This is a genomic window from Nostoc sp., from assembly GCF_036917975.1.
Taxonomy (GTDB): Bacteria; Cyanobacteriota; Cyanobacteriia; order Cyanobacteriales; family Nostocaceae; genus Nostoc.
In genome coordinates this window covers 62,252-75,058 of record NZ_JBALEJ010000003.1, presented here as the reverse complement: position 1 = coordinate 75,058, position 12,807 = coordinate 62,252, and the positions used below count along the sequence as shown (strand labels likewise).

The following is a 12,807-nucleotide window of genomic DNA, read 5'->3' as shown; positions in this document are numbered from 1 at the left end:
TTTGGATTTTAGATTTTGGATTTTGGATTGAATCTAATGTGGGTAGATTTAAAGCCTAAAAGCTTGTTTCCATTGGTTTTAGTCTGTTTATCTGGAACCTTCACTATAGAGGGATTGGCGCTTTATAATTTTGGATTTTAGATTTTGGATTTTGGATTGAATCTAATGTGGGTAGATTTAAAGCCTAAAAGCTTGTTTCCATTGGTTTTAGTCTGTTTATCTGGCGCGTGCTTTAGGGTAGGGGTCTAAAAAACTTATGCAAGATGTCTAATCTGAAATCTAAAATCTAAAATCTAAAATCTAAAATTGAAAGATGTCATTAACAATTGTTGTCAAAATCGGCACTTCTAGCCTAACTCAACCAGAAACAGGACAATTAGCACTTTCTACCATCGCTACCTTGGCGGAAACACTTTGCCATTTAAGACGGCAAGGACATCGGGTAATTTTGGTTTCCTCTGGTGCTGTGGGGGTAGGTTGTGCGCGCTTGGGGTTAACTGAACGTCCCAAAGCGATCGCACTGAAACAGGCTGTAGCAGCAGTGGGACAAGGCAGGTTAATTCGGATATACGATGATTTATTTACTACCTTACAACAAGCGATCGCTCAAGTATTATTGACTCGCAGTGACTTGGTGCAACGCAGTCGCTATCTCAACGCCTACAATACTTTTCAAGAACTACTGGGACTGGGAGTGATCCCCATCGTCAATGAAAATGATACCGTCGCAATAGACGAACTAAAATTTGGTGATAATGACACCCTTTCGGCATTGGTTGCCAGCTTAGTAGAAGCAGATTGGCTATTTTTACTCACCGATGTCGATAGGTTGTACTCAGCCGATCCCCGTTCTGTACCTGATGCGCGGCCGATCGCTTTAGTTAGTAGTATTAAAGAATTAACAGAATTACAGATACAAACAAGTTCCCAAGGTTCCCAGTGGGGTACTGGTGGGATGACGACAAAAATTTCGGCTGCGAGAATTGCGATCGCTGCGGGAGTGCGGACTGTCATTACCCAAGGGCGATTTCCCCGGAATATTGAAAAAATTATCCAAGGTGAACTGATTGGGACGCATTTTGAACCGCAACCTGAACCAACTTCGGCGCGTAAACGTTGGATAGCTTACGGACTTGTACCTGCGGGGAAATTGTATTTAGATGAAGGTGCGATCGCGGCAATTTCTCTAGCAGGAAAATCCTTATTAGCTGCTGGAATTAAAGTAGTAGAAGGAGAATTTGACACACAAGAAGCAGTGCAATTGTGTGACAGCAACGGTAACGAAATTGCCAGAGGACTTGTGAATTACAACAGCAATGAACTGCAAAAGATTCGCGGCAGTCATTCACGAGAAATTTCTACAATTTTAGGTTATGCCGGTGCAGAAACCGTGATTCACCGAGATAATTTGGTTTTGACTTAAGATAGAAATAAGATAAATTTTGTAAATACTAACTGAGAGAGTAAAAAATATTATGACTCAAACGTTAGAAAATGCTGTTAACTTACCAGAAGAACAACGCTTCTTTCGACATGGGTTAAGTTGGGAACAGTTTAAAGCGATTCAAGCCAGCTTTGAAAATATACCAGGAGTGCGGCTGTTTTATTGTCAGGGAGTCTTAGAAATTGTGACTATTGGTAAGCCTCATGAGGTGATTAAGTGTTTAATTGCTGGACTATTAATTACTTATTTTGAAGTCAAAGGCATTGAATTTTTCCCCAGTGGGAGTTTTAGCCAGATTATTCCTGAGATAGTAGAATATCAAGCTGATTTATCTTATTGCTTTGGAAACGACAAACCTGTACCAGACCTCTGTGTTGAAGTAGTGATTACTAGCGGTAGTCCCATAAAATTACAGAAGTACAAATTAATGGGAGTCCCAGAAGTTTGGTTTTGGGAAGATGGCACAATTGAAGTCTACTGCTTACGAGAACAAGAATATGAGAAAGTTGTTAAAAGTCAGCTATTAGCAGAATTAGATTTATCCCTGCTCAATCGTTGTATTTTGTTATCATCTCCCTTGGAAGCGATTAGAGAGTTTCGTCAAAATATTCAACAGTAATAGTAGGTTTAAACGCAATAAGATGGGATATTAGTGTTGTGATTTCTAGAGCAAAAAATGGGGAAAAATTTGTTAACGTTCATATATTTTGCCCCTGCCAATAGCAATCGGCAATTGATGAAATTTTGCCCTAGTGTTGAACTGAAACGCCACAGGAGCGCCATTAGTATCGACTCGAAACACAATTGTACCGCAACCTATTCCAGTACTATCCGGTGAGCGCGTGTCATCATTGTGGCGAATAGCACTTGAATCATAAACCTTTACGCTAACCGTGCCATTAGAGTTCATCACAGGTTTTGCTGCCACAAACATGACGTGTCCTGTATCCGCGTGTTCAGTAATCGGTTCCATTGCCCAGGCGATAATGTCACCAGGCATTGCATCCATGAGTCGGTTGATTGCCTTCCATTCCCGTATCGGAGTAGAGTGTTGTTGTAATTGATGGAAGTATTCGTAGTATTTAAAGGCGCGGGGTCTGGGCTGTTTCGGTTCCTTGGGAATCAGCGCTAGATATTGAGGTACAATCTGATTCAACACATAACCTACAAATCCAGAACAATCCATATCGTAAACTCCATTGATTTTATCAACGAAGGTTTTGTGGGTGTAGTGCGTCTCCCGCATCGTGTTCAAGATGTGTTTTGCTGCGATCGCTAATGGATTAACATCAATCTTCTCGCTATGGTTAGGGCGTTTTTCTACTGAAGATGATATGGCGTCACTACTGGTAAATTTGATCTTGCCTTCAACAAAACTTTCTAATGGCTGTTGAGCCGCTCGGCTAAATACACTAGATATATCTAAAATGAGTAGGCTGAGTGTAACTACTCTCAATGTCAGAAGCGTAAATGTGTTAAATGTCATAATTCACCAAATGATGAACTTGTAAAAAATACCTTAAGTGATATTCCACCCTATTGGCTAATGATGTAACAACAAAGAAGGTAGTTGATACATTGAGTAAAAGACATACGCTCCAGATGCCTCAAGTAGATGAGCCTCACTTTGCTCGGTGTAACCTAAAACTCTCATACCAGCAGCAACACCTGCGCGTACACCCAAAACGCTATCTTCTACAACCGTACAGGATGCAGCTTGAAACCCCATACTTTTAGCCGTATGTAAGAATAAGTCGGGTGCTGGCTTCCAACTTCCAACTTGATATGAGCTAAAGATACGTCCTTCAAATCGAGGCAACAGGTTAGTTACACGCAAAGCTAACTTAATTTTTTCGGGTGGGCCACTGGAAGCAACGCAAATGGGTAGATTAATCTTGTCTAAAGCTGCTTCTATTCCTTCTACAGGATGTAATTCACGCTCGAATGCTTCAGCAGTGCGGGTACGAAGCTGAGTTACAAAATCTGGCGGCATCTTTTTCCCAAGTCTTTGCTCAATGACAGCAACACAATCAGCCATTTTGCAACCCTTAAATAACAAAATAGCTTCTTCAAGTTTCATTGCCAGCCCAAACTCAGCGATAAATTCCACAAGAACGCGATTGCCTAATCCTTCGCTGTCTACTAATACTCCATCACAGTCAAAAATAACTAATTCTGTTTGCACTTAGAGAACTCCACACCTCACTCATTTATTGTCATAGAAGCGATCGCCACACCGCCCCACAATGGTGCATCATCCCCCAGCACCGCCGGCACAATTTCAAAATCAACCTCCGGCAAAGCCGTCTCCCGCGCCACCTGACGCACCACCCGCCAAAAATTCTCCCCCGCCTTCGTCACACCGCCCCCCAAAACAAAGCGCTGCGGATTCATCAGATTCGCCACATTGCCAATACCCACACCCAGCGCCCAAGCAGCCTTATGCAAAACTTCCTTAGCCAAATCATCCCCAGCCGCCGCCGCCTCACTTACCAACTGCCCCGTCAGCAAAGTTAAATCATCCCCCACCAAACCCCTCAAAACCTCTCCATCTCTGAGTCCTCCGCGCCTCTGCGGTTCGTTCTCCAAAATTTCCCTAACATTTTGCGCCATATAAGGCCCAGACGCCAAACGTTCCACACATCCCCGCTTACCACACAAACAAACTGGCCCAGCAGGATCTACAACAATATGTCCAATTTCGCCAGCCATCCCACCAGCACCCCGCCAAGGCTTACCGTCGAGTATCCAACCACCACCCACGCCAGTGCTGACAGTAATATAAAACAGGCTATCGTATCCCTGTCCCGCACCAAAACGGTGTTCACCCAAAGCAGCGATATTGGCATCATTGTCTACACCAACAGAAACGCCAAACTCCTCCTCCAACAAGGCTTTGAGAGGAATATTTTCCCATCCAGCGACATGATGAGATAGTCGCACCATCCCCGTGGAAGCATCAACCGGGCCACCAAAGCTGACACCGATCGCAGTAGGTTTTGCATCTTCCAGCAAAGAGTAAATTAGCGATCGCATTATTTCCAAGTCAGTGCTAGCATCTGCATTCACTGGCGAGAGACGACGTTCATAACGCAACCACTTTCTCGAACCAAGATTTACCAATGCTGCTGCTAGCTTAGTTCCGCCAAAATCGAGAGCTAAAATTAATGTCATGGTTTTGAACCTTTCCAATAAATGCGATCGCACATTTTCTGGCACTCGATCAATAATGGATTGCTATACGAAAGTGCTTTTGTCAGATTATAAGGTTAGCTTTCAGTTGGATCGCTGCGTCCAATGCCAAGCGATCGCACTTGTCACTACCAAGCCGCGATCGCCCTTAAGAATCACTTCAATGGTAAATTTTTTCAAGAAGCCAGCCTTTTCCTGATCTCAGCCTCAAATTGTTCATTTGTTGCTGTAATTACTCGTCCTGGTTTTGCTCGCATGATGTTAAGGAAATGCTGAAATGCCTCTTCATCCTGTGGATGTGCGATTACATATTTCCTCAGTTCAGATTCATTCAAACTCATGTACTCGGTCATCCTGTTATTGTCTCCCCATTACTAAGTATTTCTACTTGAATTGTTTGTCCAACCAGCATCACTATTCTGTTGGTGCGTTCATCGTAGCGGACAAGCTCTATGCTTTGAAGCAAGTTCCTAACTGTAACGCATTTGATGAAAAAGGCTTTTAGCTGTTCATTTGTAGGCATGGAAATATTAAATAAAGCTCTTAATGGGCGCTGAAAAGAGATTTAGTACAGATTAATAATAAATTATGGCAGGATATGCGTTAGTTAGCTGCATCAAAAATATGTTGCGCGGTTAAACTTAATTGAGGAAAGGTAGGTGATGAAATCGCAGTGTTGCCTTGAAACGGTGTCATTTGATATTCACCATCAACTAATTCGCAGACAAAAATAGTGGGTTGCTTAGGATTGCCAATCAACTTTCTTGCACTCAATGCAGCATAATCAGCAATCCAATATTCAGGAATGCCCATTTCTTCATAATCACTAAATTTATTGTAATAATCATCTCGCCAGTTAGTTGAAACAACTTCAATAACTATTGGAACCGATGCTGCTTGGCTTACTGTTGACTGTTTTTGAAAAAGCGGTTCATTGTCGAGATTATTAAGATTTAGCAGTAAAACATCAGGCAAATAAGCGGATTCGGCAGTAGGAGTTTTGACTAATGCGGTTTTGGGAATTCCGTATGGTAAATTAAGACGATCAAACTCCACGGTTAATTTCTGCGACAAAAACCCAACAACTTTTTCATGCGATCCGGTTGGGGGCGGCATTTCAAAAATTACTCCCTTGTGCAATTCATAGCGTTTACCATCGTTGGGATACCATTCGCTAAATTCATTGAAGGTGAATAATTTGGGCAAGGCTTGGGTCATAATCTTACCTCCACATCTGTTTTACTTTATCAAAATATTCATGATTTCCGTTGAAATAATTCAGTTTTGCATGGAAGTAGAAATATGCGATCGCCACAGCTAGATATTTGGATTAGTGAGTGTGCCTTTACTAGCAACAATTTGTCACAATTGCCAAGTTTCTCTATTAAATTGAAACTATCAATACTTGTTCTAGTAAGCTATCTCCACGATGCAACGCCTGTTCACCGTGATTTAAGCAACATCCTAGAGGCAACAAACTGTAAAGAAGTCATAAAGATTCTTAAATACTTGCATTTCTTATTGACTTCAGTTACAGTCAAAGCAGATGCCTATCATCAAACCCTGACATAAGCTTCAGGAAGTTAGATTAGGTAAAATGCTAAATACCAAATTTGTTAATGTTGATTTTAGTGACGCTGATAACAATTAGTCACTACTTTTCATTATTAACTTATCGCACATCAAGTACGGGGCTGTAAAGCATTTGCCCCTGATTTAATGTTTTTATTTTTCTTATCTTATTGATAATTACTTGCAATATAGATCGATCGATAGTGTGGAAGAAGTCTTAAAACAGTATGGCTTACCAGAGCGATCGCTGTTTATTAAGTGTTTTCGCATCTACCTTTAGAAATATGTCTCCCACGAGAGCGGCAGAGAATTATATTTTTATGTATAAAAACAGGATCTATAAGTAGCTATGTAGATAATTTCAGTAAAACTTTAAACAATTAGATTGTTGCTAGAAATATTTTTGATTGTAGTATCAGCTACACCGATATTGCAAGCAAGTTAATCGTCGGTAACATTCAGAAAAGCCGAGTTTCCGCAAGTGAAAATTTATGGAATACCAGATAACAATAAAACTAGATACAAAATTAACGCCACTCATACGGAAAAATATCTCTTGACACTGTTTATCTCTATTGTGGAGAATTTATTAACCGGAAACACCTCGAACAATAATGATGTTATAAAGTGGCTACCTAGTTTTAACTGGGAAATGAATATTGTTCTTTTTATCTCCTTTAGCCAAGGATTTGTAGCTAAGAACACAATTGTATTTTGTAATACCTTTTGTCCATAAAATACGCTAATGAGTACAGCGAGATGAATACTTTTTTTTGTTCTGATGATTCACGTCAAGTAGGAGAAGATGTTATTGGTAGTGCCACTAATTATCAAACTTATATTTTAGTTGAGTGTCCTTTACCTTGGACATCAGAACCCTTTAATTCCAAATGGGTGCCTCAGAATTTGAGGATTTTGGTAGAAGAAGTGAAGCGTGCTAAACTACCGATTAGATTCCTCTTAATTGCTAATGATGTATCACACAAAGTAAACCATACTACGCTTTTGATTTATCAAAAAGAAGAGGGGTTAAGTAATGGATACCATAAACAAGAGTTTAAGCTAGCAAATATTGAGCAAGTAGCAGGAGTTGTCCAAAAATGGATATGGGGTATCGATTCTAATTTGGAAGTAGAAACTAGTACAACTAGAGATATTTTAATTTGTACCCACGGTAGCCATGATAAGTGTTGTGCGAGATATGGCGCTCCTTTTTACTTCCATGTAACAGCAAAAAATGCTGATTTGTGCTTAGATAATGTGCGAATTTGGAAATCATCGCACTTTGGTGGACATCGGTTTGCACCAACAGTCATAGACTTACCAGAAGGAAGATACTACGGTCGTCTAGATCAAGATTCATTTAGATCGATTTTGACTCGGACTGGTGATATTCAATGCTTACATCAAGTCTATCGAGGCTGGGGAATTCTGCCTGCTGCACTTCAGGTTTTGGAAAGAGAACTAATTCTCTCTAAAGGATGGGATTGGTTTAACTACAAAGTTGCGGGCAAAATTTTAGAGCAAAGTTTAGACAATAATACTATCCTAGCTGAACTAAGTTTTGAACAACCTTGTGGTTCTCTCTACACTTACCAGGCTAAACTTGTGAGAGATGAAACCAAGACTCAACAATTAAAGAGTTCATGTAATGCTACAAGAGAGTTAGTAGTTACTAAATATGCTGTCGGTAGTCTTTGGATTAGCTCTAGTAAGGTGATGAGTTATAGTACATAGAAGTTGGGAGTTTTTAAACGCAGAGGGACGCAAAGGGAAGCGCAGAGGATCGCAGAGGATTGCTAAGTTTAGTTCGCTACGAATTAATTAAATACTATATTTAGATATAAAATCTTTGCGTTCCTTTGCGATTTCCTCTGTGTGCCTCTGCGTTGAAATCAAGATGAAGCCATATTTAAGACTTTCCGTAACAGTACTTGGTCTTCTAATTTGGCTTTTAAACGACCATTTTCAATATCTCGAATCCAGCTTTGGCTTTTACCTGTGAGTTTTGCCAATTCTCTTTGGGAGAGATTCAAATTTTTTCGCGCTTGCAAAATCTGTTCGCCTAGCAAATCGTTTGTAGCTTTGGGTTTCCTTTTGGCTTTGGCAGTTCTTGTTTTCTTTTTTTCTGATTCTGAAATTTGCTGTTCCCATTCTGGTGGGAGTTCAAAAGCCAAAATCCGCGCATTCATCAGCAGATTCCATTTACCACGGGGGCCTGTGTCTGTGAGGCGTGTTTCAGCACCACCGTCATTAGTCCAAAATTCTAATGCTTCATCTGGATCTTCGGGAAGATCAACTAATTTTGCCCACAAAGGTTGAATTTCTGGTGGGTAAGTAACTGGATCGAAAAGTGGTTTCATTCCATAGTGATTGAGAATTTCTAAATCGCTTTCAAAGGTTCGCAGCAGACGTTTGCGTTCTTCCCGTTGTCTGGATGCAAGGGCGACTTTTTCTTCACCGTAAGCAATACGCAGCAAGGTAGGAATGGTGATGCGTTGTTCCTTGCCCATTTTGGTTTTAAACAGCAACCACAGCATTAATCGGACTGCGCCTTCATGTTGCTGCCAAATGCTCATAACTGTGGTTAGCAGCGTTTTGGGGAGACTGCCGTATTGATAGAATGCGGTTCGCTCTTTACACGCTTGTTTGTTTAAGAAATATTGTGCCCAAATACCTGCTTTTACTTTAAAAGTTAGCCCAATTAGATATTTGCATCCGAGATTGTCTTCTTGAAAGTGGTGCTGAATATCTACTAAGTGCCATAAGCGGCTACCGACAATGGAGAATCCGTTAATTCGACCTTGTTGAGGCCAGTCAATGGAGATAATCAGAGAGCAAGCTTGCTGAACGATATTTTTCATTAAAGCTAGCTTGGCAGCTTTGCTCAAATCTTTGCGTTTCTCCATCCCCAAATATTTCTCGATTTGTCGCTCATCGATCGCAAATTCTTGCTCCCAAGGTTGCTCTAAGGCTGTAGCATAAGCTGCAAAAATTAGATGTATGCAGGCGGCTCTGATGTCAAGTCCCTCAATTGCTGCTATATCTGTGGCCTTGTCGTTAACTTTTAATGGATCTTGGATGTGAAATGCGATCGCACCTCGCCCTTGATTGACTTGTCGGCTGTAACTGATGTACCCTTCTTCATCGGTTTCCCAATGTAGGGATGTGCGTTGCGCTAGGACATTACAAGCTTCCCAAATTGCGATCGCGGAAGCAAATGGATTATTCTTACCATTAGAAAACAAGTCTAAGCTGCTAGCATCTCTCGGTTCAACTTTGCATCTCCCTTTTTTCGCCTGCCAAGGAATGGGAGAATTAGTTGGACAAGCTATTACACATTGCGGTTTGGAATAATAGCCCTCACAATTATTACAAAGACCAGGATCAACCCAGTACTCATTGTCCTCTATTTTGATTGCACCCGTAGGACATTTGGGGCGGCAGTTGTCACATCCAACGCAACTGTTGTTAGGAATTGTATAAGGCATTTGGCTCTTTTCCCACTCTAATCGTTGAGATGTCTGTATCAGGTCTCCCCTGGATGAGTCCTGTTTATTCATGACTCGCTACCACATTATCTTTCTGGCGAGAATAATCTTTTCTCACCACATTCACTTCCCACATCCATATTTGGCTTTGTATCCAATTGGAAGCTATTTAAAGTTTTAAAACCAGACCTAATAAAACTTCTTATTAACTATACATTTCATGAAAAAAATGATTAATTTGTTCGTGCCGAGCTTAGAAAAAAATCTTAACATTTATTTAATTACGTATTTAATGAACAATTTAGCTTTGACCATAAAACCTTACCCAAAGCCTTTTTAGGAAAAAAATAAGCCTCTTAGAATTGGACTTAATCTGATTTGTTAACAATTTTAATATTTAATGCATGATAATATTCTGCCATAAAGTTTACAGTTCCTTCATAAATTAATTCTGTTTATTCCGGTCAAGTAATAATATTCCTTTTGTCACCATTTATCTAAATATTTAAATCAAAATAAATTGAAAATTGTTGCTTTTTAAACTACATATTGCGGATATCAAAATGTAACGAATGAACATATAATCTAGTATAGGTGTATACTGTTTATATGAAATTATTTGCTTAAATATAAAAATATTTGCAAAATAATATCATTACTCTTATAGATATAGTTGCATTTGCTGGAAATAATAGTTAAATCGGCAGTTCTACTTTTTATTTATGCTCTGCATGGAAATGGCTGATTGTGGTCTGCTGCCTCCAGTCAGATATTGAGTCAGAGATTCGATGAAGGCATTCCCATGCAGAGTCTGGGAACGAGGAATAAGAAAGATTTATAATAATTATTGGCAATAATGTTCATCTATAAATTGGAATGAAAAACAATTTAGAATTGTGTTCAAAGTCATCGAAATTTGATGAGATAAAAGTAAATTTTGAATACAAAACAATAAAATATTAGGATAGTATGATGATTAATGCACAAACAGATTGACAGGCAAAATTGCCGAGGATTTATTCATGGCACAACTAACAGGTTTGACATTTGGCGGTAAGGCTTGGACACCAAAATTTGCTCAGGAAATTGACAAAGATAAATGTATCGGCTGTGGCAGATGCGTTAAAGTATGCGGCTACAATGTGCTTGGATTGAAAGCGCTCAATGAAGAAGGCGAATTTGTGGAAGATGAAGATGATGAAGAAATTGAACGGAAAGTAATGGCAGTTACTTCTCCAGAAAACTGTATTGGTTGTGAAGCTTGTTCACGGATTTGTCCGAAGAACTGCTACACCCATGTTGCATTAAATAATTAAGGTTTTTGGAGTTAGTCAAAATTGTTGTTAATTCCAGGAGGCACTGTTTTTAACCAGCGCTAAGGCGCTAGGCAAGGTAACTTGAGGGGAATATTAAATATTTACTGGAATCAATCAAAAGTTCACAGTAAACAAATCCGTAAATCCTAAATTGTTCGCTATTAACAAATTTAAACTTGCTGCTAATATAGCCTAATCAACATTAGGATTAACAGTGCCCCTTGGAACAACTAGCTTTTCTGAAAGCAAGGGGCTAACTTTGTGGTATGAGTTGAAATATAATTTGTAATTCTTTGGGGGAAGGATATGGAAAAAATCTGGAAGTTTCCCCCTTTTTTAATGGCTGCACGTTAGAAATTTAATAAGTGAAAAGGAAATGGTAAATGGGGAATAGGGAATGGGGAATAAGTAACAATACCCAATGCCGAATGGCACTAAGTTAAGATACAGCCCTTGCCCTGACTGCTTCCCAGCCTGGAGGCTGGGAACCCATTCTGGGGGGGCTGCCGCCTCCTCTTTCTTGACCAGAGGCGGAGCCTCTCGGAATACATTCCCAGCCTGGAGGCTGGGAACGAGGCTACACAAGCTTTTGGGCTTTTCTTAGTGCCATTCGCCCAGTGCCCAATGCCCAATTTCCACAAAATAACACCTCTAAAGACGGTTTACAAAGCAGGTAGCAGGTATGCAACAAGTTCCTGTTTCACTATGGACTCTGGTTGCTGGGATAGTAGTTACAGTAATCAGTATTTGGATTGGTCAAAACCACACTCTCATGCCGGTGCAGGCATCGTTACAAGCGCCTTTGGTAGACGGTTTTTTCAACGTCATGCTTACCATTGCGATCGCACTCTTCTTGGTGGTAGAAGGAACTATTCTGATTTTTTTGGTGAAGTTTCGTCGCCGTCGTGGTGATGATACCGATGGTTTACCAATAGAAGGTAACGTTCCCTTAGAAATCTTCTGGACAGCAATTCCAACAGTGATTGTTCTCCTCTTGGGAATCTACAGTGTAGATGTTTTTAACCGAATGGGCGGTTTTGAGCCTGCCGGTCATCCTCATTCAGCAGCTCATGTTGCTCATCAGTCGGGAACTGCTCTTGCAGCTACACTTAACGATGCTTCTGAAGCAACAACAGCCCCGACAATTGCCCCGACAATTGGGATTGGCGCGTCACCTCAAACCCTAAACAAACCAGCTGACTTAGTTGTTGATGTCAAAGGCATACAGTATGCCTGGATATTTAACTATCCCGATAGTGGCATTACCTCTGGGGAATTGCACATACCCGTCGGTGCTGATGTGCAACTCAATCTTTCAGCACAAGATGTAATTCATTCATTCTGGGTGCCAAACTTTAGGCTGAAGCAAGATGCACTTCCCGGTATCCCTACCGAACTACGATTTGTTGCCACCAAACCAGGTACATATCCCGTAGTTTGTGCTGAGTTGTGCGGTGGTTATCACGGTTCAATGCGGACACAGGTAGTTGTTCACACACCGGCAGAATATGATAGCTGGCGGACAGAAAACCAGATTGCTCAACAGCAAAACCTCAATCAAGTTGTTGCAGTTAATCCAGCCGACTTATCAACATCAGAGTTTCTCGCGCCCCACACCCATGATATGGGAATTAGTGCAGCAACTCTAGAGTCATTGGTCATAAGTCATTAGTCAAACGATTTTGGATTTTAGATTTGCGATAGCGGAGCGTCTTTTAGATTGGTTCCACCCACACTTTTACAGGCTTTGTCACCACCAGGGATGGGGCATAAACCAAAAAATTCTTTTAAT

13 protein-coding genes are annotated in these 12,807 nt (G+C 40.6%); 6 read left to right on the top strand and 7 right to left on the bottom strand.

Annotation, left to right across the window (positions count from 1 at the left end; all coding sequences use genetic code 11):
• Positions 1-313 precede the first annotated feature (313 nt).
• Both proB and V7K76_RS00765 read left to right on the top strand, forming a co-directional pair.
• A complete protein-coding gene (gene proB / locus V7K76_RS00770; RefSeq protein WP_334951107.1) occupies positions 314-1,423 on the top strand; it encodes a glutamate 5-kinase in 1,110 nt (369 codons plus the stop codon).
• Between the two features lie 52 nt (positions 1,424-1,475).
• Positions 1,476-2,063 carry a Uma2 family endonuclease gene (locus V7K76_RS00765; RefSeq protein ID WP_334775492.1) on the top strand — a complete coding sequence of 196 codons (588 nt, stop codon included), beginning with the start codon at positions 1,476-1,478 and terminating at the stop codon, positions 2,061-2,063.
• Between the two features lie 72 nt (positions 2,064-2,135).
• Here V7K76_RS00765 and V7K76_RS00760 read toward each other — a convergent pair whose 3' ends face one another.
• From V7K76_RS00760 to V7K76_RS00735, 6 genes are all read right to left on the bottom strand, one after another.
• Positions 2,136-2,930 (bottom strand): hypothetical protein, encoded by a 795-nt coding sequence (locus V7K76_RS00760; RefSeq protein ID WP_334775491.1) that lies wholly within the window; start codon positions 2,928-2,930, stop codon positions 2,136-2,138.
• Between the two features lie 57 nt (positions 2,931-2,987).
• Positions 2,988-3,629: an HAD family hydrolase gene (locus V7K76_RS00755; RefSeq protein WP_334775490.1), complete on the bottom strand. Its 642-nt coding sequence runs from the start codon at positions 3,627-3,629 to the stop codon at positions 2,988-2,990.
• A gap of 17 nt (positions 3,630-3,646) precedes the next feature.
• Positions 3,647-4,618, bottom strand: a complete 972-nt coding sequence (locus V7K76_RS00750) for an ROK family protein (protein WP_334775489.1) — start codon at positions 4,616-4,618, stop codon at positions 3,647-3,649.
• 194 nt (positions 4,619-4,812) lie between these two features.
• Positions 4,813-4,977: a DUF6887 family protein gene (locus tag V7K76_RS00745; protein ID WP_334775494.1), complete on the bottom strand. Its 165-nt coding sequence runs from the start codon at positions 4,975-4,977 to the stop codon at positions 4,813-4,815.
• Between the two features lie 8 nt (positions 4,978-4,985).
• On the bottom strand, positions 4,986-5,159 hold the full coding sequence (locus V7K76_RS00740) for a DUF6888 family protein (protein WP_334775488.1): 174 nt from the start codon (positions 5,157-5,159) through the stop codon (positions 4,986-4,988).
• A gap of 80 nt (positions 5,160-5,239) precedes the next feature.
• A complete protein-coding gene (locus tag V7K76_RS00735) occupies positions 5,240-5,854 on the bottom strand; it encodes a Uma2 family endonuclease (protein ID WP_334775487.1) in 615 nt (204 codons plus the stop codon).
• A gap of 66 nt (positions 5,855-5,920) precedes the next feature.
• Between V7K76_RS00735 and V7K76_RS00730 the strand changes: the two genes are divergently transcribed.
• Both V7K76_RS00730 and V7K76_RS00725 read left to right on the top strand, forming a co-directional pair.
• Positions 5,921-6,208 carry a hypothetical protein gene (locus V7K76_RS00730; protein WP_334951112.1) on the top strand — a complete coding sequence of 96 codons (288 nt, stop codon included), beginning with the start codon at positions 5,921-5,923 and terminating at the stop codon, positions 6,206-6,208.
• 759 nt (positions 6,209-6,967) lie between these two features.
• Positions 6,968-7,945, top strand: a complete 978-nt coding sequence (locus tag V7K76_RS00725) for a sucrase ferredoxin (protein WP_334775485.1) — start codon at positions 6,968-6,970, stop codon at positions 7,943-7,945.
• Positions 7,946-8,103: 158 nt separating this feature from the next.
• Here V7K76_RS00725 and V7K76_RS00720 read toward each other — a convergent pair whose 3' ends face one another.
• A complete protein-coding gene (locus V7K76_RS00720; RefSeq protein WP_334775484.1) occupies positions 8,104-9,699 on the bottom strand; it encodes a helix-turn-helix domain-containing protein in 1,596 nt (531 codons plus the stop codon).
• 1,022 nt (positions 9,700-10,721) lie between these two features.
• Between V7K76_RS00720 and fdxB the strand changes: the two genes are divergently transcribed.
• Together fdxB and V7K76_RS00710 are read left to right on the top strand one after the other, a co-directional pair.
• Positions 10,722-11,015 (top strand): ferredoxin III, nif-specific, encoded by a 294-nt coding sequence (fdxB, locus tag V7K76_RS00715; RefSeq protein ID WP_190730863.1) that lies wholly within the window; start codon positions 10,722-10,724, stop codon positions 11,013-11,015.
• A gap of 682 nt (positions 11,016-11,697) precedes the next feature.
• Positions 11,698-12,687, top strand: a complete 990-nt coding sequence (locus V7K76_RS00710) for a cytochrome c oxidase subunit II (RefSeq protein WP_334775483.1) — start codon at positions 11,698-11,700, stop codon at positions 12,685-12,687.
• Positions 12,688-12,807 lie beyond the last annotated feature (120 nt).